This window comes from Phenylobacterium ferrooxidans, from assembly GCF_042714595.1.
Taxonomy (GTDB): Bacteria; Pseudomonadota; Alphaproteobacteria; order Caulobacterales; family Caulobacteraceae; genus Phenylobacterium; species Phenylobacterium ferrooxidans.
The window spans coordinates 43,358-68,130 of record NZ_JAOTJD010000021.1 but is presented as its reverse complement, the minus strand read 5'-3'; the positions used below and the strand labels follow the sequence as shown (position 1 = coordinate 68,130).

Genomic DNA, 24,773 nt, shown 5'->3' with positions numbered 1-24,773 from the left:
GCGTGCGGCTGTTGGCGATGGGACTGGCTGCGCTCGCCGTGGCGGGCGCGGCGCGGGCCGACCCGCCGCGTGTGTCGCCACCCGAATGGCTGGTCCGACCCGATGGCGAGGACCTCGCCGACAGCTATCCCGGCCTGGCGCGGGCCCTGAGCATCGAGGGACGGGCGACGATCAGCTGCGCTGTGGACGTCAAGGGCCGGCTTCAGGACTGCGTCAGCCCGACCGCCTCGCCGCAGGGCCTGGGCTTCGACAAGGCCGCCCTGGAGATGAGCCGACTGTTCGCCATGCGGCCCAGGACGGTGGATGGCGAGCCTGTCGCCGGCGGCACGGTGAGGATTCCGATCCGCTTCACCTTGCCCCCACCGGGCGGCGCCAGCGCCATCCCCGAACCCTTCGTTACGCCGGCGGCCCTTGACGCCGCCCGCCGGGCGGCGAGGCTGAGCGGTATCGCGGGCCGGCTGGCCCGCGGCCTGGCGGGGGACCTGGACAGGATCGAGGCCGACAGCGCCGACCCCATGGTGCGGGCCCAGGGGCTCGCCGCCCTGACCGAGGCCCGCCGCCAGGCGTCTCCCCAGGTGGCCGAGGTCGTGGCGCGCAGCATCGCCGCCCAGCTCAGCCCGGCCGAGGTCCATCAGTGGGTCAGCCATATGAACGGCCCGGCCCAGCGGAAGCTGGACGCCCGGGGGCCGGAGCTGACCCGCGCCTTCGCCGCCGCCCAGGCCACCCATACCCAGATCGTGTTGGCCAACGCACGGGACACCTTCTGCGGGCGGCAGGACTGTAACGGCGAGACCAGCCTGGCCGACATGCGCGCCCTGGCCGAGGCGCCCGAGGCCATCATCGACAAGCCCCGCTGGTCGCGGGCGCCCAGCCTGGCCGAGGCTCGGGCGGCCTATCCGCTGGCGGCCCAGGCTTTCCGCCTGAGCGGCTGGGCGATGCTGCAATGCCGTGTGACGCAAGGGGGCGGGCTGGAGGACTGCGAGGTGGTGGCTCAGGGCCCAAGGCGGCTGGGGTTCGGCGCCGCGGGCCTGAAGGTGGCGGCAAGCTACCGGCTGGACCCTGACCTGCTGGCCCAGGGCGCGGCCGGCGACCGGGTGAACCTGCCCGCCGTCTTCAGCATCGAGCGCGGGACGCCGCCCACGCGGGTGCGGCCCCGGCCGTCGCGGGCCCTTGCCCTGGCCCGCGAGATCGTCCGCGCCCAGGGGATCGAGGCGCAGGCCGACCACGCCGCCGACCTCGGCCAGTGGCTGTTGAGCCATCAGCCCGGCCTGGACGCCGCCGTGGCCCGCGACGCCGGCGAGGCCTATCGCGGCGCAGTGATCGCCGACCTGCCAAACCTGTTGAACGACCACGCGGCGGCCTATGCGGCGGTGTTCACCGAGCCGGAACTGGCTGGCATGGCGGCCTTCCTGCGCAGCCGCGCGGGCCACCTGGCCACCGGCCGCGACGACGCCTTCAATGTCCGGTTGGCCCAGGCGCTGGGCGAGATCCAGGTGAAAGCCGACGCCCAGGCGCGAACCGCCTTCTGCGCCGCTCACGTCTGCGCGGCGGATTAGCTCCGCCTTGAGTGGCGCGCCGGTGTCGCTAGGGTATCTTCGACTGGGGGACAACATGCGCGCAGCACTGATGGGAGCAGCCTTGGTCGCGTTGCTGGCGCCCGGCACGGCGCGATCGCAACCCGCGCTGATCACCCAACCTGTGTGGCTGGAGCGCCCCAGCGCCGAGGACTTCGCCCGGCGATATCCGGAAATCGCCCAGATCATGAACATCGAGGCCGTCGCGGTCACGTCGTGTCAGGTGGACAAGGAGGGCCGTCTCAAGGCCTGCGCCCCGGTTTCCGCCAAACCCGCTGGACTGGGCTTTGAGCAGGGGACATTGGCCTCGATAGCCCAGTTCCGGATGGCCCCAAACGACGCTGGCGGCCAACCGGTGGAAGGCCGTCCGGTTCGCGTCCCCCTTCGGTTCGTCCTGCCCAAGTTTGCTGGCAGTCCGAGCCCGCCGCCGACGCTGATCGAGGGCGCGATTCCAGAGTCGGCGCGGGAGATCGTACGTCTCACCGGCGCGGCGCGGCGCATGTATCCCAACCCCGAGCCATCTCTGCTCAAGGTCGCACAGAGGGGCGGAGACGGAACCGAACCGCAGGCGCTTGCCGACGGGATGGCGGCCGTACGCCTGGCTGACGCGGAGTCCCAGAACCAGTGGGAAGAGGCGCTGGCCCGCGCCTTGGCGACGCGGTTGAGTCCGGCCGAGCTCGATCAGTTGCTCGCCAACCTGAAGGCGCCTGCCGCAGCGGCGCCCGCCGATCCCGAGAGCGCGATCGGCAAAATCGCCCGGGGCCAGGACCCGATCTTCAAGGCCATGACGGCGGACGCGCAACGCCGCATCGGCCAGGCCTACGTCGCCCGCGTTCGCGAAATCTTCTGCAAGGCCCGCGACTGCGGACCTGAGCCGACCCCTAAACCCTGAGCGGCATCAGGACGTAGCGGACGTCGGGGTCGGTGGGGTCGAGGACCAGGGCCGGGTCGTTGGGGCCGCCGAAGCGGAACTCGGCCTGTTCGGCGCCGATCTGGTCGGTGACGTCCAGCAGGTAGCGGGCGTTGAAGGACAGTTCGAAGCTCTCGCCCGAATAGTCGACCTCGATCTCCTCGACGGCCTGGCCGGCTTCCATGTTGCGGACGGTCAGGATCACCCGGCCGGGCTCGATGGCCATGCGCACCGAACGGCTCTTCTCGGCCGAGATGGTGGCCACCCGGTCCACGGCCTTGGCGAACAGCTTGTTGTCCACCATCATCACCCGGTCGTTGTCGCGGGGAATGACCCGGACATAGTCGGGGAAGTTGCCGTCGATGACCTTGGAGGTCAGGGCCGCGCCGCCGAATTCGAAGCGCACCTTCTGGGGGCTCAGCGCCAGGTCGACGGTCTCGCCGGCGTCCTCCAGCAGGCGACGAGCCTCGTTGACGGTCTTGCGCGGCACGATGACGCCGGGCGTGCCGGCCGAACCCTCGGGGGCGATCATCTCGGCCAGGGCCAGGCGGTGGCCGTCGGTGGCCACGGCGCGCAGCTTGGCCACGCCGCCCTCGACGACCGAGTGCAGATAGAGGCCGTTGAGATAGTAGCGGGTCTCCTCGGTGGAGATCGCGAACTTGGTCTTGTCGATCAGGCGGATCAGGTCGCCGACATCGACGCCGATGCGGCCCGACAGGCCGTCGGCGGACATCACCGGGAAGTCCCCGGCCGGCAGGACCGGCAGGTTGAAGCGCGAGCGGCCGGCGGCCACGGTCAGGCGCGGGTCCTCGCCGGTGAAGGAGAGGGAGACGTCGGCGCCGTCCGGCAGCTTGCGGACGATCTCGTAAAGCGTGTGGGCGGGCGCGGTGATCTGGCCGGGCTGCTCCACCTGGGCGAAGGCCTCGTCGATGATCTCCATGTCGAGATCGGTGGCCGAGAAGGTCAGGCGCTCGCCCTCGGCCGAGAGCAGCACATTGGAGAGGATCGGGATGGTGTTGCGGCGTTCCACCGCGCTTTGCACATGCCCGAGCGCCTTCAGAAGCGCCGCCCGCTCGATCGTCAATTTCATGGTCAGTCCGAACCTGTGGCGCAGCGGCGCGCACGCACGCCGTCACCCCCCGAGAATAAAGGACTTGCGACTTTAGCCAAAACCGCGCGGGACGAAAGGGCCTGTGGGGTCGTCTGCCGGGGAATACGAAGAATGTCGCGGCCGAGGCCCCGGAGTCCGGGTCTGGTGGTGACCATCGGCCCCGCCGCGCCTATCCTGGGGCCATGACCGATACGCCGAGCGCCGCCGCCCCGCCCCTGCCCGACCTGCCCCGCGACAACACCCAGGACGGACCGGCGGTCCGGCTCTATCTGGTGGACGGCTCGGGCTTCATCTTCCGCGCCTTCCACGCCCTGCCGCCCCTGACCCGCAAGAGCGACGGCCTGCCGATCGGGGCGGTCTCGGGCTTCTGCAACATGTTGTGGAAGCTGCTGGTGGACATGAAGGCGCAGACCGACGCGCCCACCCACCTGGCCGTGGTGTTCGACCATTCGGAGAAGACCTTCCGCAACAAGCTTTACGACAAGTACAAGGCCCACCGTCCACCCCCTCCCGAGGACCTGATCCCTCAATTCCCCCTGGTCCGGGAAGCCACCCTGGCCTTCGGCGTCCCGAGCCTCGAACTGCCCGGCTACGAGGCCGACGACATCATCGCAGCCTATGCCTGCAAGGTCCGCGACATGGGCGGTGAGGTGCGCATCGTCTCGTCGGACAAGGACCTGATGCAGCTGGTGGGCGACCGGGTCAGCATGCTCGACACCATGAAGAACCTGCTGATCGGGCCTGAGCAGGTGATGGAGAAGTTCGGCGTTGCGCCCAACCGGGTGGTGGACGTCCAGTCCCTGTGCGGCGACAGCGTCGACAATGTGCCGGGCGCGCCGGGGATCGGCATCAAGACCGCCGCCCTGCTGATCAACGAATACGGCGACCTCGACACGCTGCTGGCCCGCGCGGGCGAGATCAAGCAGGACAAGCGCCGCCAGACCCTGATCGACTTCGCCGACCAGATCCGGCTGTCGCGCCAACTGGTGCAGCTGGACTGCGACACCCCCCTGCCCTCGCCAATCGATGATCTGAAGGTGGCTGACCCCACCGCCGAGGTGCTGGCCGCCTTCCTGGAGGAGATGGGCCTGCATACGCTCGGCCGCCGGGTGGCCAGCGGCGGCGGCGGAACCCGCGCCCCGGCCGCGCCCGCGACGGCGGCGCCGCGCCCCGTCACAGCCACCGATCACGGCCCCGTCGACGTCACCAAATATGTCTGCGTCCGCGACATCGAGACCCTCGACGCCTGGATCGCCAAGGCCCACCGCGCCGGCGTCATCGCCTTCGACACCGAGACGGACTCCCTGTCCTCGGCCAATGCCGGCCTCTGCGGCGTGTCCCTGGCCGTTGCGCCCGGAGAGGCCTGCTACATCCCGGTGGGCCACGAACACGAGGGTGGACTGGCGTTCGACGCCCCGGCCGACCTGACCCAGATCACCCACAACGAGGTGATCGCCCGGCTGAAACCCCTGCTGGAGGACCCTTCGGTCCTGAAGGTGGCGCAGAACGCCAAGTACGACATCGCCGTGCTGTCGCGCCAAGGCATCAACGTGTCCCCCATCGAGGACACCATGCTGATCAGCTACGTGCTGGAGGCCGGCCTGCACAAGAGCCACGGCATGGACGAGCTTTCCAAGCGCTGGCTGGGCCACGAGCCCATCCCCTTCAAGCAGGTGGCCGGGACCGGCAAGGCCCAGAAGAGCTTCAAGCACGTGCCGCTGGAGCCGGCGACCTGCTACGCGGCCGAGGACGCAGACGTCACCCTGCGGCTCTACCTGCTGCTGCGGCCGCGCCTGAACACCGAGGGCCTGCTCACCGTCTATGAGACCCTTGAGCGGCCCATGCCCGCGGTCCTGGCCCAGATGGAGATCGAAGGCATCCGCATCGATCCCGACCAGCTGGCCCGGCTGAGCCACGACTTCTCGGTGCGGATGACCGAGCTGGAAGCCCAGGCCTATGAACTGGCCGGCCGGCCCTTCAACCTTGGCAGCCCCAAGCAGATCGGCGAGGTGCTCTATCAGGAGATGGGCCTGGCGTCGAAGAAGACCACCGCCACGGGGGCGCAAGGCACCGACGCCTCCATCCTCGAGGACCTTGCCGCCGCCGGCCACGAACTGCCGCGCGTCCTGCTGGACTGGCGGCAGCTCTCCAAACTGAAGGGCACCTACACCGACAACCTTGCCGCGGCGATCTCGCCGCGCACCAACCGCGTCCACACCTCCTATGCGCTGGGCGCCACGACCACGGGGCGGCTGTCCTCCTCCGACCCCAACCTGCAGAACATCCCGGTGCGCACCGAGGAAGGCCGCAAGATCCGCAAGGCCTTCATCGCCGAGCCGGGCCACGTCCTGATCAGCGCCGACTACAGCCAGATCGAGCTGCGCCTGCTGGCCCATGTGGGCGACATCCCGCAGCTGAAGAAGGCCTTCCTGGAGGGCCAGGATATCCACGCGGCGACAGCCTCGGAGATGTTCGGCGTGCCCATCGAGGGCATGCCGGCCGAGACGCGCCGCCGGGCCAAGGCGATCAATTTCGGCATCGTCTACGGCATCTCCGCCTTCGGACTGGCCAACCAGCTGTCGATCCCGCAGGACGAGGCCGGGGCCTATATCAAGACCTATTTCGAGCGCTTCCCCGGCATCCGCACCTATATGGACCGCACCAAGCAGGGGGCGCGGGCCCAAGGGTTCGTCACCACCATCTTCGGGCGCAAGGTCAATATCCCGGCGGTCTATTCCAAGTCCCAGGCCGAGCGGGCCTTCGGCGACCGGGCGGCCATCAACGCCCCGCTGCAGGGCGCGGCGGCCGACATCATCCGGCGGGCCATGATCCGCATGCCCGCCGCGCTGAAAGAATCAGGCCTCAAGGCCCGCATGCTGCTGCAGGTGCACGACGAACTGGTCTTCGAGGCGCCGGAAGCCGAGGCCGACGCGCTGATCAATGTCGCCAAGCGGGTCATGGAGCACGCCGCCGAACCTGTGGTGGCGCTCTCGGTGCCCCTGGTGGTGGACGCGCGCGCCGCCAAGAACTGGGATGACGCCCACTAGCCGAACGTCAGATAGCGGCGTCTAATCTCCCCGTGGCGTCCGCGCCGCGATTTCAAAAGAACAGAGATTTCGCGCCCCTGTCGGCGCGGGGGGAAGCCCATGATGACGTTGAAGTCGGCCCTGCTGGCCGCGACCCTTTGCATTGCGCCCATGAGCGCGCTCGCCCAGACCGCTCCGCCCGCCGCCTACGCCCCGCCGCCAGGCGCCACGGAGGAGTTCGCCACCCTGCGCGACGGGGTGAAGCTGGCGGCCAATGTGTTCAAGCCGCAGGGGACGGGCCCGTGGCCGGTGGTGCTGAGCCGCACGCCCTATCTGAAGGACGGGCGCGGCAGCCCCGATCAGCTGGCCGCCCAGGCGAAGAAATATACCGACTCCGGATACGTCTTCGTGCTGCAGGACGTGCGCGGCAAGGGTCATAGCCAGGGCTTCTACCAAGCCTATGTCACCGACATCGAGGACGGCTACGACAGCGTCGAGTGGGCCGCCGAGCAGCCCTGGTCCAACGGCCGTGTGGGGGTCACCGGCGCCTCGGCCCTGGGGGTCACCGCCAACTCAGCCGCCATGGCCAATCCGCCCCACCTGAAGGCCGCCTATGTGGTGGTGGCGCCCTATGACCGGCTGCACTCCAGCTTCATGGGCGGGGTGATCAAGGAGAAGGACACCGTGGGCTGGCTGAAGGGCCAGAGCATCTCGGACGCCGAGATCGACCAGGTGCGGGCCCGGGCCGCGGACGACGTGTTCTGGAACCGGTTCGCCATGAGCACGAACCGCAAGTACATCACCGTGCCGATCTACAATGTCGGCGGCTGGTACGACATCTTCAACCAGGGCAACACGTCCAACTTCACCTGGCTGCAGAACCAGGGCTCGAAGGGCGCGCGGGGCAATCAGAAGCTGCTGATGGGCCCCTTCGGCCACGGCCCGCTCTCGGGCGACCTGGCCTATCCCGGCCAGGACCAGCTGCAAGGCGCCTTCGGCAATGAGCTCCGCTGGTTCGACTACTGGCTGAAGGGGATCGACAACGGCGTCATGGACGAGCCCCCGGTCAGCTATTTCATGATGGCCAGCGCCCGGAAGGGGCAGGCGTCGCCGACGAACCGCATGATGACCTCGGCCAACTGGCCGCCCGCCAACCGGGAGGTCCGCTACTATCTGACCCCCGACAGGTCGCTGACCACCAAGGCTCCGACGGCGACCGAGGCCAAGGTCAGCTACAGATTCGATCCGGCCAATCCGGTGGCCACCTTCGGCGGCGCCAACCTCACCTTCAGCCGGGGGCCGGAGGACCAGCGGCAGGTCCCGGCGCGGCAGGACTATCTGCGCTTCCAGACCCCGGTCCTGGACAAGGACGTCGCCATCGCCGGGCCGGTGAAGGTGGAGCTCTACGGGGCCACCGACGGCCTCGACACCGACTTCATGGCCAAGCTGGTGGATGTCTACCCGGACGGCTACGAGGCCCTGGTCCTCGACGCCCCGATCCGCGCCCGCTACCGCCACGGGCGGATGCCCGACGACGTGAAGATGATGACACCGGGCGCGCCTGCGGAACTGGTGATCGACCTGTGGTCCACCGCCATCACCTTCGAGAAGGGCCACCGGATCGCGATGCACATCACGTCTTCGAACGCTCCGCGTTTTGAAGTGAATCCCAATACCGGCGAGGCGCCCGGCAAGCAGACCCAGAAGCCCCGCGTGGCGGTCAACAGCGTCTATATGGATGCGAGCCGCCCCTCGGCCCTGGTGCTGCCGGTCATCTATCCGCAGACGAACTAGGAACCGGGCGCCCAGGCTGACGTTCCCGCCACTGCGCCGCCTGGGCGCGGGGCGACCTCCCTTGGCCATGACCGTTACCGAACCCTCTGCGAGCGCCTTCGCCCAGGTCCGCACCTGGCTGGCGACCGCGCCCCTGGGCGCGCTGGCCGAACTGGCCTGTCGCGCGGGCTATCTGGCGCGGGGTTTCATCTATCTGAGCATCGGCGCCATGGCGGTGGCCGCGGCCCTGGACCTGACGCCTAGGGCGGAAGGCTCGCGCGGCGTCCTTGAGGCCTGGGCGAACTGGCCCTTCGGCGTGGTCCTGTTGTGGCTCATAGGACTTGGCCTCTACGCCTTCGCGGGCTGGCGCTTGCTGCAGTCGGTGTTCGACGCCGACCGGCAGGGCGCCAGCCTCAAGGCCATCGGTTCCCGGGTCGGCCAGGCGATCAGCGGTGTCGTCTATGGCGCCCTGGGCGTCTCGGTCTTCAGCCTGATCGACACCCTGGAGAGCCTCACCGAGACCGACGAGCAGGCTCAGACCCGGCAGGCCGTGGCCAAGGTGCTGGACCTGCCCGGCGGCGAACTGCTGATCGCGGCGGCCGGACTGTTCATCCTGGGCGCGGGCGTCGGCAACATCATCCAGGTGTTCGGCCGAGACTTCTGCAAGCCGCTGGCCTGCGAGGAGGCTGTACGCAGGTGGGCGCCGTGGGTCGGCCGCGCCGGCTATCTGGGACGGGGAGTAGCCTTCCTGCCCGTGGGCGGCCTGATGCTGATGGCGGGCCTGAAGGCCCGCAGCGGAGAGGCCACCGGCATGGGCGGCGCCCTGCAGATGATGGAGGCGCAACCGTTTGGCGACGCCCTGCTGATCCTGGTGGCCCTCGGCCTCGTCGCCTTCGGCGTCTTCGCCGTGATCGAGGCGCGCTACCGCCAGATAGCGGTGGAGCAGGTCATCGGCTGAGCGCTTTAGTTCAAAAAGTTAGGCCGCCGACCTGACAGCACGGCCCTGCAGGATACGGTGGCCGCTGTCGTCCAGGCGCACGGCGGTGAGCAGGCCCGTGGCGTAGGCGCCTGTGTCGACCCCGATGCGGCGGCCGGCGACCACCTGCGGCTCCTCCATCGGCGTATGCCCATGGACGATGACCTTCTCGAACTTGGCCGTGGACTGCAGAAACTCCGCCCGGATCCACAACAGGTCGCGCTCCACCTGACGGTCCAGGGGCACCCCGGGGCGCACCCCGGCGTGGACGAAGGCGTAGTCGCCCACGGTGATCATGATCTCCAGACCCTCGTAGAAGGCCTTGTGGGACGGCGGCAAGGCGTCGCGAAACGCCACGCGCGCGGTTTCCCAGGCGTCGGGATCGGTGCGCGTCACCGGCGGCTGGACACCGTAGGAGGCAAGCGTCGCCGCCCCGCCGTGCTCCACCCACGTCTGGCCGAACCCCGGCTCATCGCGGAACTGCAGCAGGGCTTCCTCGTGGTTGCCCTTCAGCGCCCGGACCTCGAAGGCGGGTTCTTCGGTCAGCTTCAGGATACGCTCGACCACCTGGGCCGAGGCGGGCCCCCGGTCCACATAGTCCCCCAGCAGGATCAGCATGGGCCGCTGGGTCGGCTGGGAGGCCAGGGCGTCCTCGGCGATCACGTGCAGCAGGGCGTCGAAGGCGTCGAGGCGGCCGTGGATATCCCCCACGGCATAGGCCAGCCGCCCCTCGGTGGAGGGCGGAGCTTGTGGGGTCTTGCGGCCGAACAGACGGGAGAACAAGGGTGGACCTCTGGTTGAGCGCCCTAGTCTAGGAAGGCCGCCCGGTGTGTTCAACGCATGCGAGACCTGGAAAGACGCCCCGCCGCAGTCTGGCGAACCTGCCATCAGGGTCGGGCGGATTTTTGACCGCGCGGGGAGCCTAGCCGTGACCGATGAACAAGCCGTCTAGGGTCGGACCAGGCCCTTGGGTCCGGCGCAACCGATCCAACCCGTGGCGCTACGGCGATAGACCCGCAGGTCATAGGTTCCAGAAGGCAGGGCCTGGACACTGAGGGCGACCACGAAACCACTGGGCTCCACCACCGGCCGCTTGAAATAGGCCCCGACGTCGGGGCGCACCTGGTTCATCTCCAGGGGCTGGACAAAGTCGCCGGCCGGGCCGCTGAGCCGGAGCGCGCCCTGGACGGGACGCGGCTCCGACGACAGGTCGGATATCCAGCCGGCCACCATAAGGCCATGCGGCCCCAACAGGGCCTGGTCGACGGCGCAGGTCGTGATGGGGACGACGGCGTCGAGGCCGGCGAGGGATGGCGGCGCGGCGCTGACCCGCACAAAGCGCCCGCGAGACGGGGCCGACGGCGCCAGGGGACCATGGGTTGGCGCATTCGGAAGGGCCTGCTCGATCCGCGCCTCGGCCGCTTCCGAGACTGGGGGCGAACCGCGCATGGAAAAGCCCAGGCCGTGCTCCTGCACCTCCAGCATCACCACGTCGGGGCGAAAGCGGTCGATCAGGTCCTGGCGCCAGAAGCCGTCGTCGATGTGGGTCAGGACCACCCGGCCGAAGTGCCCCAACAGGAAGGGCGTCAAGGCGTTCGAGAAGGAGTCGCGGGTCAGCAGCAGGGTCGGCTTGCCTGCCTGGCCGGTCTCCACCACCTGGGGCGCGACCCAGCCCCGGCGCTCGGAGAGCCAGGTGGTGCGATAGCTCTCGGCGGCGGGATCGACATAGCCGCGATAGTGGATGGGCACGAAGCTCGCCACCCCGAGCATGAGCGCCAGGTCGCGGGGCGGATTGACCCCGTTCACCACCGGCCGGAAGTCGCTGAGCGGGCGGGTCGGCTGATCGATCCCCTGGGCGCGCAGCCGTTGCATGATCGCGGCGTAGCCGGCATAGGCGCCGTCGCCGGTCCAATGGGTGTCATGGCGGCTGAAGGCGTCGGTTCCTGAGGCGGCCACAGCCAGGACCGGGTCTCGTAGGTGAACCACATGGCCGGGCTCGGTGCGGGCGGCCAGGGCCGCCAGCTTCAGGCTGGTCCGCTGTGGATTGGGGCCGGGGAACCAGGCCGGACCGAACTGGGGATAGATGGTCTCCTTGGCCGGTGGGACCACCACCAGATAGGCCGCGCCCTTCCCCTCCAGGGTCTCCACCCGCCCCGACAAGCCCCGCAGCCACTCGGCCGCCTCGGCGTCGGTGAGGGGCGGCTTGGCCCGCGCGGGCCCGAGGCGCGTCCCGTCGTTGTAGAACAGCCAGCCGTCGCGCCCCGCCAGCACCCGGTCCGACCCGCTGTCGCCGATCGCCAGCCGGGCGGCGTTCAGCCAGCCGATCAGATAGGGCCGGGCCGGGAAGCGGTCGGCGACCCAGGCGTCGGTCTGGTGGCGCAGGTCGGAAAGCTTGGCCGCGCCCGTCCAGGCCGGGGGCCCCGCCAGCACCCGGCCCTCCTGCAGCTGGGGCGGCTTCAGCATGGGTCGCAGCAGGAAGGCCGTGGCCATCAGGACCAGGATCGTGGCGATCAGGCCGGGGCGGGGGACGGGTTTTTCCATGTCCCCCTCAGAACCGGAAATAGAGGAAAGGGTTGAGGGTCGAATTGACCAGCACCGCGATGCTGAGCACGAAACCGGCGGCCAGGACCGGGGTCGGCAGGACGTGTGCCGCCCGGGTGTCCAGGTGAGCCGGAAGGTGTGGCGAGGGGGCGTCCGAGCGCTGCGCCTTCACCCGGGTCATCACCGCCTGCAGGGTCGGGAAGACGAAGAGCGCCCCCGCGGCGAAGGCCAGCAGCACCTCGGTGTCCAGCAGGTGCCGCAGGGCCAGGCCGAGGGGCTTGAAGGCCTGCGGGTCCAGCATCGCCGCCAGATAGGCAAGGGCGGCCGGAAGGTCGGCGGCGCGGAAGAAGACCCAGCCGATCATCACCACCACCAGGGCGTAGGCGTGACGCAGAAGCCGCGGCGCGGCGGCCAGCACCCGGTCGAACCCGAACCTCTCCAGCATCAGGAAGGCCCCGTGATAGAGGCCCCAGACGATGAAGCTCCAGGCAGCCCCGTGCCACAGGCCCGTCAGGAAGAAGACGATCAGCAGATTGCGGATGGTGCGCGCCTGCCCGCCCCGGTTCCCTCCGAGCGGGATGTAGACATAGTCCCGGAACCACGAGGATAGGGAGATGTGCCAGCGCCGCCAGAAGTCGGTGAGCGAGGTCGCCGCATAGGGGTGGTTGAAGTTCTTGGGGAAGGTGAAGCCCAGCATGAAGGCCAGGCCGATCGCCATGTTCGAATAGCCGCAGAAGTCGAAATAGATCTGCAGGCTGTAAGCCAGCGCCCCCAGCCAGGCCGTCGTCGCGCTCAAGGTTCCGGGCGGCAGGCCGAAGGCGTGGTCGGCCACCGGCGCCACGGTGTTGGCGATCAGCACCTTCTGGCACAGGCCGATGATGAAGTACTGGAATCCGAGACCGATCCGGCCCGAGCCCTTGCGATCGCCCTGCAGCTCTTCCCGGATGTCGGCGTAGCGCACGATGGGCCCAGCGATCAGGTGCGGGAACATCAGGATGTAGGCGGCGAACCGGCTGATCGAGGTCTCCACCGGCACGGCGCGGCGATAGATATCGATGGCGTAGCTGATCAGCTGGAAGGTGAAGAAGGAGATGCCCAGCGGCAGGCGGTGGGTCAGGGCCGGCAATGGGTCGCCAGGCAGGACGTCGTTGAGGGTCTGGGCCAGGAAGCCGGCGTACTTGAACCAGGCCAGGACGGCCAGATCGAGCACGATCATCAGGGTCAGGATCAGGCGGCGGCCGCCTTGCGTCCCGGCGCGGTCCATGGCGCGGGCCCCGGCGTAGTTGGCGCCGATCAGCCCCAGCAGCAGGAAGACATAGGCCCCCTCGCCCCAGGTGTAGAAGGCCACGCTGCCCGCCAGCAGGGCGCCCGTACGCCAGCCGCTGACGTAGTAGCCAAGCAGGAAGACGGGCAGAAAATAGAAGATGAAAATGATGGACGAGAAGACCATCCGCCCCCCAGCGCCGGTAGACGCGGTTTGTGGCAGGCGCGCGGCCGGGCGGCAAGACGCACCGGCCCCGATTCAGGGTGTCGGAAGGTTCCTGGTGGAGCCGAGCGGAATCGAACCGCTGACCTCCTCATTGCGAACGAGGCGCTCTACCATCTGAGCTACGGCCCCAGGAGGCGCGGAATAAGCGTTTTCGGACCCCTCCTGTCAAGCGGCAGAAATGCGCGATGGCGACGCAGCGCCTTGCCAGCGACACACGGGCCCCTTTAAACCGGGACCATGGGCAGCTTCCTCTACTTCATCATCAGTTCGCTTCTGAGCCTGCTGATCTTCGCGATCTTCGCCAACGCCATCATCTCGTGGCTGGTGGCCTTCGATGTGATCAACCTGCGCAATCAGGTGGTCTACAACATCGCCAAGTTCCTGGACGCCGTGACCCGGCCGATCCTGGCGCCGTTCCAGCGGATCATTCCGCCGCTGGGGGGCGTGGATATCAGCCCGATCATCGTCCTGCTGATCCTGCAGGGGATCAAGACCTACCTCCTGCCGATGGCCTTCGCACCGCTCATGGCCCTGCTGGGCTGATGCGCCTGCCCGTCCGGGTCACGCCCAAGGGCGGCCGGGACAGGGCGGACGGTTGGGCTCTCGACGCCGAGGGCCGTTCCTATCTCAAGGTGCGGGTGAGCGCCGTGGCCGCCGGCGGCGCGGCCAACGCCGCCCTGATCGCCTTCCTCTCCAAGGCGCTGAAACGGCCCAGGTCCGCCCTGCGCATCGTCTCGGGCGAGACGGCGCGGGTGAAGATGATCGAGGTCGAGGGCGCGACCGAAGGCGACTTCGAGGCCGCCTTTGGCCCTAGGCCCACGAGCGCTTCAGGCGAAGTGAAAACCGGTTCGCCGCCCGGAAGCGCGACACTGCAAAAGTCCTAGGGCGCAGCCCTAGGGGTTATAGGCCCGCTCGCCGTGGGCCGACATGTCCAGGCCCTCGTCCACCGCGTCGTCGCTGGCGCGCAGGCCCACGGTGCGGCGAGTGAGGAACACCAGGACCAGGGTTGCGATCCCCGACCAGGCGCAGACCGCCAGCACGCCGAGCACCTGGGTCACGGCCTGCGACCCCATGGTGACGCCCTGCGCATATCCCGCGCCGCCCAGCTCGGGGCTGGCCAGCACGGCCACCAACAGGGTCCCGAGGATCCCGCCCACCCCGTGCACCGCGAAGACATCAAGGCTGTCGTCGATCTTCATCCGGTGCTTCACCAGGTCCACGGCCTGGTAGCAGATCAGCGAGCCCGCGGCGCCCAGGACCACGCCGCCCAGGGGGCCGACGAAGCCGGAGGCGGGGGTGACGGTGGCCAGGCCAGCCACCACCCCGGTCACCAGGCCCACCATGCTGGGCCGGCCGAACCGCTTCCACTCGATGGCGCCCCAGACCAGGCCCGCCGTGGCGGCCGACAGGTGGGTGGCGATCAGGGCCGCCCCGGCGTTACCGTCGGCGGCCAGGGCGCTGCCGGCGTTGAAGCCGTACCAGCCGACCCACAGCATGCCGGCGCCCATCATGGTCATGCCCGGATTGTGCGGCGGCGACAGGTCGCGCGGGAAACCGTCGCGCGGGCCAAGCCGCCAGGCGATCAGCAGGGCCGAGACCCCCGCCGTGGCGTGGACCACCAGGCCCCCCGCATAGTCCATGACCCGCATCTGGGCCAGCCAGCCGCCGCCCCAGACCCAGTGACAGACCGGCGCATAGACGACGATCAGCCACAGGCCGGAGAACACCAGCACGGCGGAGAACTTGATACGCTCGACGAAGGCGCCGACGATCAGGGCCGGGGTGATGATGGCGAAGGTCATCTGGAAGGCGAAGAAGACGCTCTCCGGCAGGGCGCCGGTGACCGCGTCGCGGCCCACCGAGACCAGGCCGAACTTGGCGAGGTCACCAATCAACGGGTTGGATCCGGAGAAGGCCAGGCTGTAGACCCCCAGCAGCCACAGCACCGAGGCCAGGCAGGCGATGGCCACGCAGTGGGTCATCACCGACAGCACGTTCTTGGACCGCACCAACCCGGCATAGAAGAGCGCCAGGCCCGGCAGGGTCATGAACAGGACGAGCGCCGTGGCGCTGAGGATCCAGGCGGTGTGCCCGTGATCGATGGCGGGCGCCGGAGCCTGGGCCAGGGCCGGCGACGCCAGGGCCAGACCTGCGATCAGCGCGCCCAAGCGCGTCAGCATACGAACCGTCATGCCCCGTCCCCCAACTGGCCAGGGGGCCTTGGCTACAGGAGTCTTTGCCTGTTGTGCAGGCACATTTTTTCAGGGCGCGCGCAAAAAGCGGGCAGGGGGCCTCAGGCCGCGAGCACGATCGGTTCCGGCGGCAGAACGTTATCCAGGGACAGCAGGCTGACGATGCCGGTGTCGGTGGTCATCACGCCGTTGACATAGTTGAGGATTTCGCCGCCGATGTCCGGAGGCGACTGGATCAGGCCCTCGGTCACCGTGAGGATGTCGGAGACCGCGTCCACCACCAGGCCCACCTGGGCCTCGCCGATCTGAGCCACCACCACCACGGAGGAGGAGTTGGGTTCGGCAGGCCCCAGACCCAGGCGCGCGCCCAGGTCGATGACCGGCAGGATGGCGCCGCGCAGGTTCATCATCCCCAGCACGTGAGGCGGGGCGTGCGGCAGGGGCGTGGCCGCGGTCCAGCCGCGGATCTCTCGCACCGCCATGATGTCGATGGCGTAGGATTGATCGCCGATGCGGACCGAGATCAGTTCGGCGCCCGGCTGGGGTATGGAATGGCTCATTCTCGGAACACGTCCCAATCGTTCTGTTCGGGGTCGATTTTGACCAGTATCCCTATGAACCTGCTCGATTTCATTAACGGCGACGCTCGTTTTCGGAGTCGATCCAAGGGGTTGCGGGCCCGGTCGCCCCGCGACTAGGCTGACGGCAAGGGGGACACGACATGACATTCCGCATCATCGCCGGAGCCGCAGCGCTCACCGCCGCGCTGCTGGCCTTCGCCACGCCCGCGTCGGCGTTCGACGCCCGCAAGCCCGCAGACGTCCTGGCCGTGCTGCAGACCAATGGCGCCAGCGGCGAACTCAAGACCGACGACAAGGGGCTGCCCTGGATCAAGGGCCTGGTGGGCAAGCTGATCTTCGAGGTCAACTTCCTGAAGTGCGACAAGACCAAGACCGTCTGCGACCTGGTGGTCTACCAGCTGGGCTGGGACGACGACGACCTGGTGAACTTCGAGCAGGTCAACCTGTGGAACCGCAACGCCTACCTGTGCCCGGCCTATCTCAACACGGACAACCACCCCTATGCTTGGTACGCCCTGCGGCCGTCGGTGAACGACCGGCGGGAGGATGTGGTGGCCCAGCAGAAGGAATGGCTGAGCTGCGTCGCCGACTTCGACGATTTCACCAGCGCCCCCGCCACCTATTTCAAGACCCAGTAGCCGGCCCCAGGGCCCCGGAGGCGTTGTGACACGGCAGAACCTGGGCAGGATGATCGGCGAGGCTCGCCGCATCGTCGCCTTCACCGGGGCGGGAATCTCCACCGAGTCGGGCATTCCCGACTTCCGCTCTCCCGGCGGGGTGTGGAGCAAGATGAGCCCGATCCTGTTCCAGGACTTCGTCGCCGATCCGGCCAAGCGCCGCGAAGCCTGGGGACGGGCCTTTTCCGGCCGGGCCGGGTGGGTGGGCGCGTCGCCCAATGAGGGCCATTTCGCGCTGGTCCGCCTGCTGGAGGCCGGCAAGCTCTCCAGCGTCATCACCCAGAATGTCGACAACCTGCACCAGGACTCCGGGATTCCGGCCAGTCGGGTGATCGAGCTGCACGGCAACGCCAGCTATGCGACCTGCCTGGACTGCGGCATGCGCCATGAGCTGGCTGACCTGAAGGCCCGCTTCGCGGAGACTGACGAACCGCCGGTCTGTCAGGCCTGCGGCGGCATTGTGAAGACCGCCACCATCTCCTTCGGGCAACAGCTCAAGCCCGACGTGCTGCGGAAGGCCGAGCTCGAGGCCCTGAACAGCGACCTCTTCCTGGTGCTGGGCTCGTCCCTGGTGGTCTATCCGGCCGCCGCCCTGCCCCAGATCGCCAAGCGCAACGGCGCGGCCCTGGCCATCATCAATCGCGAGCCCACCGATATCGACGGCATGGCCGACCTGGTGCTGAACGACGAGATCGGCCCGGCGATGAGCGAGGTCGCCGCGTCGCTCTAGAGCATGTCAGGCGCAAGTGGGCGCCGGTTCGCCGCCCGGACATGCTCTAGATTCAAGAAGATAGACCCTTTTTATCCGATCAGGTTGATTCAACCTGATCCGGAAAGGGTCTAACGGTCAGGCCGCCGGCTTGACCGGCCGGGCGCGCAGCTTGGCGGGGGTCGGATCGGCGCGGAAGTCGGCCACCTGGCCGATCTTGGCGTTGCAGGCGGGGCAGCGGATCACGACGTCGTCGGCCAGTTGATCACCCACATTGAAGCCCGCGCCGCAGGGCTTGCACTTCCAGGCGAAAACCTGGGGCGGCGGTGGGGGCGGAGGAGGAGGAGGCGCGGCCTTGCGGATCGGCTCCGGCCCCAGAGGCCGCGTCGGCGGGTTCTTCAGGCTCAGGATCTTGCGGGGGCGAGGTTCGTCGGTCATGGCGCTTTTGGGTCTTGGGCGACAGGCGCCGCCATCGGAACTAGGCCTCTTGTCCTGGCGGGGCAAGGCGCCCGCGGAGCATCAACGCACCCGATGCCCGCTTGGCGATGAATTTTTAACGCTCGCGGCGGAGGATTCGTCGGTGATTCCCATGGAGTTCCGCCATGCTGACCCCCGAATGCTGCCGCGCCGGCCGCGCCCTGCTGGACTGGAGCCTGAAGGACCTGGCCGAGAAATCCGGTGTCGCCTTCACCACCATCTCGCAGTTCGAGAACGGCCGTCCGGCCCACGGAACCACCCGGAAGCGCCTTACCAAGGCCCTGGAACAGAACGGCGTGAAGCTGCTGGCCGAGGCCGGTTGGACAGGCGCGGTGCTGCTGCGGCGCGCTTGACGGCCCGACTCCCAGGGACGACATGCTCCCGGCCAAGTCCACGGGGTTTGAGAGTCACATGAAAGCCTGCTTCATCACCGGAGCCGCCAGCGGCATCGGCCTGGCCACCGCCAAGCGTTTCGCCGCCGAGGGCTATTTCGTCGGGCTGTCCGACGTGGACGAGGACGCCCTGGCCAAGGCCGCCGAAGGATTCGATCCCGACAAGGTCCTCGCCGTGCGCCTGGACGTGCGCAACGAGGCCGCCTGGGGCCTGGCGCTCGCCCGCTTCGGCAAGGCCAGCGGCGGCCGGCTGGACGTGATGGTCAACAATGCTGGCCTGGCCCGCTACGGCTGGTTCGACACCCAGACCTCGGCCGACTGGGACCTGCAGATCGACGTCAACCTTCGCGGCGTCATCTATGGCAGCTATGCCGCCCTGCCCCTGCTGAAGGCCACCAAGGACTCAGTCCTGGTGAACATCGCCTCCAGCGCCGGCCTGTCGGGCCCGCCGCGCCTGGCCGTCTACGGCGCCACCAAGTTCGCGGTGCGCGGCCTCTCGGAGGCGCTGGACCTGGAATATTCCCGGTTCGGCGTTCGGGTGGTCTGCATCATGCCGGGCTACATTGACACCCCCCTGCTGGACTCCACCGCCAACGCCGAGGGCCAGGTGTTCCGCAGCGCCATCGAGGAGGCCCAGTCGGTGCCGGGCTCGGTGGAGGACGTGACCAAGGTGATCTGGGACTCGATCTCCAGCCCCCACCTGCACCACGGGGTCGGCGCCCACGCCGAGAGCCAGACCCAGGGCCTGCGTCCGGCGGTGGAGGCCATGCGCGCCTATTGGAAGGGCGTGTTCTCCAAGACCTGATCGGCGCGGGCCTCAAGCTCGCCCGGCGGGATGCAGACCAGGTCGTAGCCCAGGCGGCGGTAGGTCTCGATATGGACCTGCTCGAACCGCAGCGCGTCCTCGTAGCTGATGCGCCGCGCCGCCGTGGGCGTGACGAAGCCGAGGTTCTCGATGAAGAACACCCGGCGCTCATAGGTGTGCTCGGCCTTGATACGGGTCATCTCGGCCTCAAGGCCCGGAGAGGGCTCAAACCCCAGGAATTCAGCCAGGGCCCAGGTGCAGGCCGGCGAGCGGTCGAAGAAGCACGCCCCCTGCGCCGCGATCTGCCGCTGTCTCTGCAGGGCGACGATCAGGTCGATGAAAGCCGGATCGGTCCAGGGTTGGTCCCGCCCCAGGGCCTGTTCCAGGGCGATGACATCGGTCGCCGCCTCCTCGACCACCGCGTGGCCCTGGCGCTCCAGCAGCCGCAGCAGGGCGGTCTTCCCCGCTCCAGGCGCGCCGGTGAGTATGTATCGCGTCATGGCGCGGCCCTCCCCATCGCCCACGCAAGCGCGCGCAAGGCCGCGCCGGCGGAGCTCCGTTATCTGTTTTCACTGTAAGAAGTGGCGCCGCCTAAGGTGACTCGAACACCTGACCCCATCATTACGAACTCAAGTCACGACAACGCAGAAAAGCGAGCACTTACTTCGGCTTAACGCCAGCCTGAAGACCGGCTCGCTCCCGGAAACGATCCGAACCCGCCGAGGGACAAGAGCACGACCGCCTGATCTGGCGAGATCATGACATCCTGGCCTAGACCTCGACCCCGGCCTCCCGCATCAGCCGCACCAGGCGCTTGAGCAGGGTGGCGTTCTGCTTTGCCATGGCGAGGACCAGCTCCGGATTGCGGGCCTCATTGGCCCCCACCAGCCCCTGCTCGGTGTCGACCAGGGAGCCGGCGTCGATCAGCTTCTGGATCCGCCGCCGGGCGGTCTCGTAGGAGAGGCCGAGCGACAGGGCCACGGCGTTGCGGCTGATGGGCCGCTTGATCTCGAAGGGCTCCGGCTCGTCGATCCCGCCGTACCGCAGCGACAGGGCCGGGTCGGAGCCGAGGTGGGCCACATTGGCCACCGCCACGGTCGAGAGGATCAGGGCGTCGAGGGGATCATGCGTCCCGCCACGCAGCACCGCGCTGTAGATCGAGATCACATAGTCCATCGACAGCCGGGAGATCAGCCGGATGTGCCTGGGATCATCCATGGGCCGGGTCCAACGCGGGGGGTCGGAAATCCCTGACGTGATTCGCCGGCGACGGGACGCCTGGATTTCAGGATCGAAGGAAGAAGTGGTGCCGCTTAGGTGACTCGAACACCTGACCCCATCATTACGAATGATGTGCTCTACCAGCTGAGCTAAAGCGGCCTGACGCGGCGGGGCGGCGAACCGGCCCGCGCGGGAGCGCCTATTTAGCTGCTCTGGGCGCGCTCGCCAAGCGGCGCCTCGCGTGACTGCGTCTTTGGCTCACCGGCGGGGGCGGCGGAGGCTCGGGCTCGTCGTCGTCATAGCGACCCTCCTCCACGCCGTAGGGCGGCGGCGCGGCCTCCTGGCCCGACAGAAACGGGGCGGAGTCGGTATAGGGAACCGGCAGTTCCGGCAGCTCGCTCATGGTCTTCTCGGCCCGCTCGTGGCGCGGGTGGATCAACTCGCCGGTCTCGGCATAGACCGCGGTCAGCCGCGCCCAGTCGGCGGGCAGATAGGCGAAGGCCTGGCCCTCGGGGTCGAGATCGGTCCAGTCCGGCTCCTGCGGCGCGCCCACCCCCCGCGCCATCCACAGCCGGGCCTCGTCCGGCTGGCCGGCCGCGAAGGCGACACGGGCGAACAGGCCGGCGATGCGGATCGTCAGCGGCTCGTCCGCCAGGGCCTTGGCGGCCTCACGGGCGCGGCCTGGGACGCCGTCGATCAGGGCCTGCTCGACGAAGAGGATGCGGCTTTCGCGCGCGGTGGGGTTGAGTTCGGCCAGGTTGTTCAGACGCTCGGCCCGCTGGCGGGGCGTCTCATTGGTCTTCAGGTCGCGATAGGCCAGCCACAGAGCCGGGTGGGGCGCGATCTTCCAGGCGGTCTCCAGGACCTGGGCGGCGCGACCCGTCTTGCCGTCGGCGGCCAGCAGCCGACCGGCCATGACCACGCCGGGCGCGAAGCCGGGCTGCAGCTTGGCGGCCTCAACCGCGAAGTCGGTCGCCTGGGACCGCGCCTTGGGCTCGGCGGCGTTCTCCAGTTGAGCGGCCGAGGCGGCCAGTAGGGCGGCCCGGGCGCGTTCGGCGACGATGGGCGAGACCACCTTGCGGTCGAGCGCGCTCTTCACCAGGTCCAGCGCCCCCTCCCAGTCGCCCGCCTCGAGCCGCGCCTCAAGCACCGCGCGCCAGGCCCAGCGGGCGGTTCGACCCATTTCATAGGCCTGCTCGGCGTGACGCAGGGCTGCGGCCTTGTCGCCCTGGGCCAGGGCCTGGGCCATCAGGCCCCGGTGGCCCGCCAGGCGCATCTCGGGGAAACCCAGCATGGCGGAATAGGCGGCCTGGACAGCCACGGCGTCACCGGCCGCCTCGGCGGCCTGGGCGGCCAGGACCCGAACCAGACCCGGCGCCTCATCGGCGAGGTCGGCGGCCTTGAGGGCCAGACGCCTGGCCTCGGAGCCATCCCCGGCGGCGGCGGCCAGAAAGCCGCGGGTCAGGGCCTCATTGGCCTGGCGGCGGCGATCCTCGGCCCGGGCGCGCTCGGCCCGGCGCGGCGCCTCCAGGATCCAGAGCAGCAGCCGCCAGCCGATCATGGTCAGCAGGGCGACGAGCAGGGTGATCAGCACCATGGCGGCCGCGGTCATGTCGGCCCGCCAGCCCAGCCAGATGATGCTGGCGTGGCCGGGCTCGCCGGTGATGGCCAGTATGGCGGTGGCCAGCGCCACCACCAGAAACACGGCGATGGCGGTGCGGATCATGCGCCGCTCCGGGCCAGCCGGGCGAGGTCCTCCAGGGCCTGGACGCGGACGGCGGAGATGCGGCGGTCGATGTCGGCCCGGGTCTCGGCGGCGGCGCGCCAGGGGGCCAGGGCCTCACGGCCGCCGGGAGGCAAGCTCTCCAGAGTGCGCAGGGCGTGGTCGAGGTCGCCCTCCGCCACCTGGCGTTCGGCCCTGGCCAGCAGGGCGTCGACGCCTGAGCCCGGGACATCGCCCACCTGGCGCAGGGTGACGACGCGGGACAGGGCGGCGCCCAGACGGGCCATCAGGCCGGCCCCCTCACCGGGGGCGCGGGCGGCCGCGGCGGCGCGGGCGGCATGGTCGGGAAAGCTGGCGGCCAGGGCCGCGCGGCTGGGGGCGCCGCGCTCGGCCACCCGGCGCAGGGCGCGCAGCTCGACGGACGGCGGCGAGACCGCGTCCAGGGCGGCCAGCTCCTCGGCGAAGGGCCGGGAGCTCTGGGCCGCCTCCATCAGGGCGGCGGCGGCGAGGGCTGAGGCGGCGGCCTGCGCGGTGCGCGACTGTTCAACCTCCAGGACATCGAGGCGGGCGGCGAGTTCGGAGAGCGCGGCGGTGTCGGGCGGGGCCGATGACGAAGCCTCGTCAGGCGGCGTATCGGCGGGATAGGCCTGCGCCGGCGCCAGGGGCCGGACGGCGGCGAGGTCGGCGCTGAGGGCGGAGCCGGGCTTGGCCGGCAGCAGGTGGGGGCCAAACCGCGACAGGCCATAGCCGGCCAGGACGCAGGCCAAGCCGAAAACCGCCACCAGCCAGGCCGTCGCCCCCGGCGGCCGCGCGCGGCCATAGGCGGGCGCGGAGGGCTCCTGGGGGTCCGGCGTGACGCTCATGATCTACCGGTCTATCAGATTCAACAGCGCCGCTTCGAGAGGAAAGGGCGCGAACACCTTGGCCGCCATCCTGGTGCGGGCCAGCGGCTTCATCACCGCCTTGGAAAGGCACAGGGCCCGCAGGCCCGGCAGCGGGGTCTCCTTCAGCATGGCCGCCAGGACCTGGCTGGCCTTGGGGGAGTGCAGCAGGACCGCGTCGATTTCCGGCAGCGCCGCCAGCTCTTCCGCCGTCAGTTCGGCCGGTCCGGTGTCATAGAGGACCAGGCGTTTGGCCTCGATACCGTGGGCCTCCAGGGCCCCCACCAGGTCGCCGGCCGGCTCGGCCGCGCCCGGATGCAGGACGCAGCCCTTCAGGTCGCGCTTGCGGGCGGCGATGCCCTTGGCAAGGGCCTCGACGTCGCCATCGGCCGACAGCACGTTCTTGAAGCCCGCCGCGCGGACCGCCTGGGCGGTGGCCGCGCCGACCGCGAACACCCTCAGGGACCGTTCGGGAGTCGCCTCGATGAAGGCCCGCACCCCGTTGGCGCTGGTGAAGGCGAGCGCGCAGACCCCGCGCAGGTCCACCTCGACACCCTCAACCGGCTGGACGGCGAGCAGGGGCGCGACAAAGGGCTCATGCCCCAGGGCGCGGACGCGGGCGGCGGTGGCTTCGGCGGCGGGCTGGGCCCGGGTGATCCAGATCTTGCGTACGCTCATCGTCCGGACACGGTTGAGCCAAGCCCGGCCATAACGCAACCCAGAGAGGTCTTCACGCCTCGTGGAGGGCGAGCAGGTCGCCGCCCTCTTCCAGCACCTGGCCGCCGAGCGACAGGCCCAGTTCCCGGGCCGCGGCCTCGTGGTCGGCGCCCAGCAGGGCGTCGCCCTCGCGGCGGAAGCGGTGGACGCCGTCCGGCGACAGGGCCTCGACGATCAGGTGGATGCGGTCGCCCAGGATGCGGGCGTGGGCGCCGATCGCGGTCTTGCAGGAGCCTTCCAGGGCCATCAGGGCGCCGCGCTCGGCGGCCACGGCCACGATGGTGCCGTGGTGGCGCACGGCGTCCAGCCAGGGCAGGTCCACGTCGCCCGAGCGGGTCTCGATGGCCAGGGCGCCCTGGCCGGGGGCCGGCGGAACCTCGACGGGATCGATCAGGCTCTGGGGCAGGTGTCCGAGGCCCAGGCGGTTGAGGCCCGACATGGCCAGCAGGATCGCGTCGGCGTCCCCGGCCTGCAGCTTGGCCAGGCGGGTGTCGACATTGCCCCGCAGCATCTGGACGTCGAGGTCGCGGCGCCGGTGCAGGGACTGGGCCTGGCGGCGCAGCGAGGCGGTGCCGAGGACCGCGCCCTGCGGCAGGTCCTCGAGCCGGTCGGCCTTGAAGGACAGGAAGGCGTCGCGGGGATCCTCGCGCTCGGGGATGGCGGCGATGGTCAGGCCGTCGGGGCAGACCGCCGGCATGTCCTTCAGCGAGTGGATGGCGCAGTCGATGCGACCCTCCAGCATCGCCTCCTCGATCTCCTTGGTGAAAAGGCCCTTGCCGCCGATCTCCAGCAGGCGGCGGTCCTGCACCCGGTCGCCGGTGGTGGTGATGATGATCAGCGGGGCGACGCGCTCGGCGTCTTCAGGAGGCGCGCCAAGGGCGGCGGCGATGCGACGCTGCATCATGCCGGCCTGGGCCAGGGAGAGCTTGGAGCCGCGGGCTCCGATCCGGACAGGTTGCGTGGGCACGGCGGGAGGGCTACCTCGGCGGGGAACTAAG

At 69.5% G+C, this 24,773-nt stretch carries 24 protein-coding genes and 2 tRNA genes; 11 read left to right on the top strand and 15 right to left on the bottom strand.

Annotated elements, in window-relative coordinates:
• Positions 1-17 precede the first annotated feature (17 nt).
• Entirely contained in the window at positions 18-1,556 is a 1,539-nt protein-coding gene (locus tag OCL97_RS12355) for a TonB family protein (RefSeq protein ID WP_377370319.1), read from the top strand.
• Positions 1,557-1,611: 55 nt separating this feature from the next.
• Complete coding sequence (locus tag OCL97_RS12350) at positions 1,612-2,466, top strand: energy transducer TonB (protein ID WP_377370318.1); 855 nt, start codon at positions 1,612-1,614, stop codon at positions 2,464-2,466.
• Here the strand turns inward: OCL97_RS12350 and dnaN are convergent.
• A complete protein-coding gene (gene dnaN / locus OCL97_RS12345) occupies positions 2,456-3,574 on the bottom strand; it encodes a DNA polymerase III subunit beta (RefSeq protein WP_304777333.1) in 1,119 nt (372 codons plus the stop codon). The two genes, OCL97_RS12350 and dnaN, sit on opposite strands and share 11 nt — an antisense overlap.
• A gap of 203 nt (positions 3,575-3,777) precedes the next feature.
• On the opposite strand from dnaN, the gene polA reads away from it, so the two are divergent.
• From polA to OCL97_RS12330, 3 genes are all read left to right on the top strand, one after another.
• Entirely contained in the window at positions 3,778-6,642 is a 2,865-nt protein-coding gene (gene polA, locus OCL97_RS12340) for a DNA polymerase I (RefSeq protein WP_377370317.1), read from the top strand.
• A 99-nt stretch (positions 6,643-6,741) separates the two neighbouring features.
• Positions 6,742-8,415 carry a CocE/NonD family hydrolase gene (locus tag OCL97_RS12335; protein WP_377370316.1) on the top strand — a complete coding sequence of 558 codons (1,674 nt, stop codon included), beginning with the start codon at positions 6,742-6,744 and terminating at the stop codon, positions 8,413-8,415.
• Positions 8,416-8,482: 67 nt separating this feature from the next.
• Positions 8,483-9,352, top strand: coding sequence for a DUF1206 domain-containing protein (locus OCL97_RS12330; RefSeq protein ID WP_377370315.1), 870 nt, complete (start codon positions 8,483-8,485; stop codon positions 9,350-9,352).
• Positions 9,353-9,370: 18 nt separating this feature from the next.
• On the opposite strand, the gene OCL97_RS12325 is transcribed toward OCL97_RS12330, so the two are convergent.
• The 4 genes from OCL97_RS12325 to OCL97_RS12310 all read right to left on the bottom strand — a co-directional run bounded on the left by OCL97_RS12325 (position 9,371) and on the right by OCL97_RS12310 (position 13,529).
• Positions 9,371-10,153, bottom strand: coding sequence for a metallophosphoesterase family protein (locus tag OCL97_RS12325; RefSeq protein ID WP_377370314.1), 783 nt, complete (start codon positions 10,151-10,153; stop codon positions 9,371-9,373).
• Positions 10,154-10,318: 165 nt separating this feature from the next.
• On the bottom strand, positions 10,319-11,911 hold the full coding sequence (locus OCL97_RS12320) for an alginate O-acetyltransferase AlgX-related protein (protein ID WP_377370313.1): 1,593 nt from the start codon (positions 11,909-11,911) through the stop codon (positions 10,319-10,321).
• A gap of 7 nt (positions 11,912-11,918) precedes the next feature.
• Positions 11,919-13,361: an MBOAT family O-acyltransferase gene (locus OCL97_RS12315; RefSeq protein WP_377370312.1), complete on the bottom strand. Its 1,443-nt coding sequence runs from the start codon at positions 13,359-13,361 to the stop codon at positions 11,919-11,921.
• Positions 13,362-13,453: 92 nt separating this feature from the next.
• Positions 13,454-13,529, bottom strand: a tRNA-Ala gene (locus OCL97_RS12310).
• Between the two features lie 108 nt (positions 13,530-13,637).
• On the opposite strand from OCL97_RS12310, the gene OCL97_RS12305 reads away from it, so the two are divergent.
• Both OCL97_RS12305 and OCL97_RS12300 read left to right on the top strand, forming a co-directional pair.
• Positions 13,638-13,943 (top strand): YggT family protein, encoded by a 306-nt coding sequence (locus OCL97_RS12305; protein ID WP_304780744.1) that lies wholly within the window; start codon positions 13,638-13,640, stop codon positions 13,941-13,943.
• Positions 13,943-14,284 (top strand): DUF167 family protein, encoded by a 342-nt coding sequence (locus tag OCL97_RS12300; RefSeq protein WP_377370311.1) that lies wholly within the window; start codon positions 13,943-13,945, stop codon positions 14,282-14,284. The genes OCL97_RS12305 and OCL97_RS12300 overlap by 1 nt, the downstream gene beginning before the upstream one ends.
• Before the next feature lie 9 nt (positions 14,285-14,293).
• On the opposite strand, the gene OCL97_RS12295 is transcribed toward OCL97_RS12300, so the two are convergent.
• Positions 14,294-15,592 carry an ammonium transporter gene (locus tag OCL97_RS12295; RefSeq protein ID WP_377370310.1) on the bottom strand — a complete coding sequence of 433 codons (1,299 nt, stop codon included), beginning with the start codon at positions 15,590-15,592 and terminating at the stop codon, positions 14,294-14,296.
• Between the two features lie 101 nt (positions 15,593-15,693).
• A complete protein-coding gene (locus OCL97_RS12290; protein ID WP_377370309.1) occupies positions 15,694-16,152 on the bottom strand; it encodes a chemotaxis protein CheW in 459 nt (152 codons plus the stop codon).
• 161 nt (positions 16,153-16,313) lie between these two features.
• On the opposite strand from OCL97_RS12290, the gene OCL97_RS12285 reads away from it, so the two are divergent.
• Entirely contained in the window at positions 16,314-16,811 is a 498-nt protein-coding gene (locus OCL97_RS12285) for a YbjN domain-containing protein (RefSeq protein WP_377370308.1), read from the top strand.
• Between the two features lie 25 nt (positions 16,812-16,836).
• Positions 16,837-17,580 (top strand): SIR2 family NAD-dependent protein deacylase, encoded by a 744-nt coding sequence (locus OCL97_RS12280; protein ID WP_377370307.1) that lies wholly within the window; start codon positions 16,837-16,839, stop codon positions 17,578-17,580.
• 117 nt (positions 17,581-17,697) lie between these two features.
• Here the strand turns inward: OCL97_RS12280 and OCL97_RS12275 are convergent, their stop codons facing one another.
• Complete coding sequence (locus OCL97_RS12275; protein ID WP_377370306.1) at positions 17,698-17,997, bottom strand: hypothetical protein; 300 nt, start codon at positions 17,995-17,997, stop codon at positions 17,698-17,700.
• 164 nt (positions 17,998-18,161) lie between these two features.
• Between OCL97_RS12275 and OCL97_RS12270 the strand changes: the two genes are divergently transcribed.
• Positions 18,162-18,389: a helix-turn-helix domain-containing protein gene (locus OCL97_RS12270; RefSeq protein ID WP_377370305.1), complete on the top strand. Its 228-nt coding sequence runs from the start codon at positions 18,162-18,164 to the stop codon at positions 18,387-18,389.
• A 58-nt stretch (positions 18,390-18,447) separates the two neighbouring features.
• A complete protein-coding gene (locus OCL97_RS12265) occupies positions 18,448-19,233 on the top strand; it encodes an SDR family oxidoreductase (protein WP_304780724.1) in 786 nt (261 codons plus the stop codon).
• On the opposite strand, the gene OCL97_RS12260 is transcribed toward OCL97_RS12265, so the two are convergent.
• The 7 genes from OCL97_RS12260 to hemC form a co-directional block, all read right to left on the bottom strand.
• The gene (locus OCL97_RS12260; protein WP_377370304.1) at positions 19,203-19,733 is read right to left on the bottom strand and encodes an AAA family ATPase; all 531 of its coding nucleotides are present in this window, start codon (positions 19,731-19,733) and stop codon (positions 19,203-19,205) included. The genes OCL97_RS12265 and OCL97_RS12260 overlap by 31 nt on opposite strands.
• A gap of 271 nt (positions 19,734-20,004) precedes the next feature.
• On the bottom strand, positions 20,005-20,451 hold the full coding sequence (locus tag OCL97_RS12255; protein ID WP_377370303.1) for a hypothetical protein: 447 nt from the start codon (positions 20,449-20,451) through the stop codon (positions 20,005-20,007).
• A gap of 86 nt (positions 20,452-20,537) precedes the next feature.
• Positions 20,538-20,613 (bottom strand) — tRNA-Thr (locus OCL97_RS12250).
• 40 nt (positions 20,614-20,653) lie between these two features.
• A complete protein-coding gene (locus OCL97_RS12245) occupies positions 20,654-22,180 on the bottom strand; it encodes a heme biosynthesis protein HemY (RefSeq protein ID WP_377370302.1) in 1,527 nt (508 codons plus the stop codon).
• Positions 22,177-23,040: a COG4223 family protein gene (locus OCL97_RS12240; protein ID WP_377370301.1), complete on the bottom strand. Its 864-nt coding sequence runs from the start codon at positions 23,038-23,040 to the stop codon at positions 22,177-22,179. Before OCL97_RS12240 ends, OCL97_RS12245 begins: the two co-directional genes overlap by 4 nt.
• A 3-nt stretch (positions 23,041-23,043) precedes the next feature.
• A complete protein-coding gene (locus OCL97_RS12235) occupies positions 23,044-23,736 on the bottom strand; it encodes a uroporphyrinogen-III synthase (protein WP_377370300.1) in 693 nt (230 codons plus the stop codon).
• Positions 23,737-23,788: 52 nt separating this feature from the next.
• Positions 23,789-24,742: a hydroxymethylbilane synthase gene (hemC, locus tag OCL97_RS12230; protein ID WP_377370299.1), complete on the bottom strand. Its 954-nt coding sequence runs from the start codon at positions 24,740-24,742 to the stop codon at positions 23,789-23,791.
• Positions 24,743-24,773 lie beyond the last annotated feature (31 nt).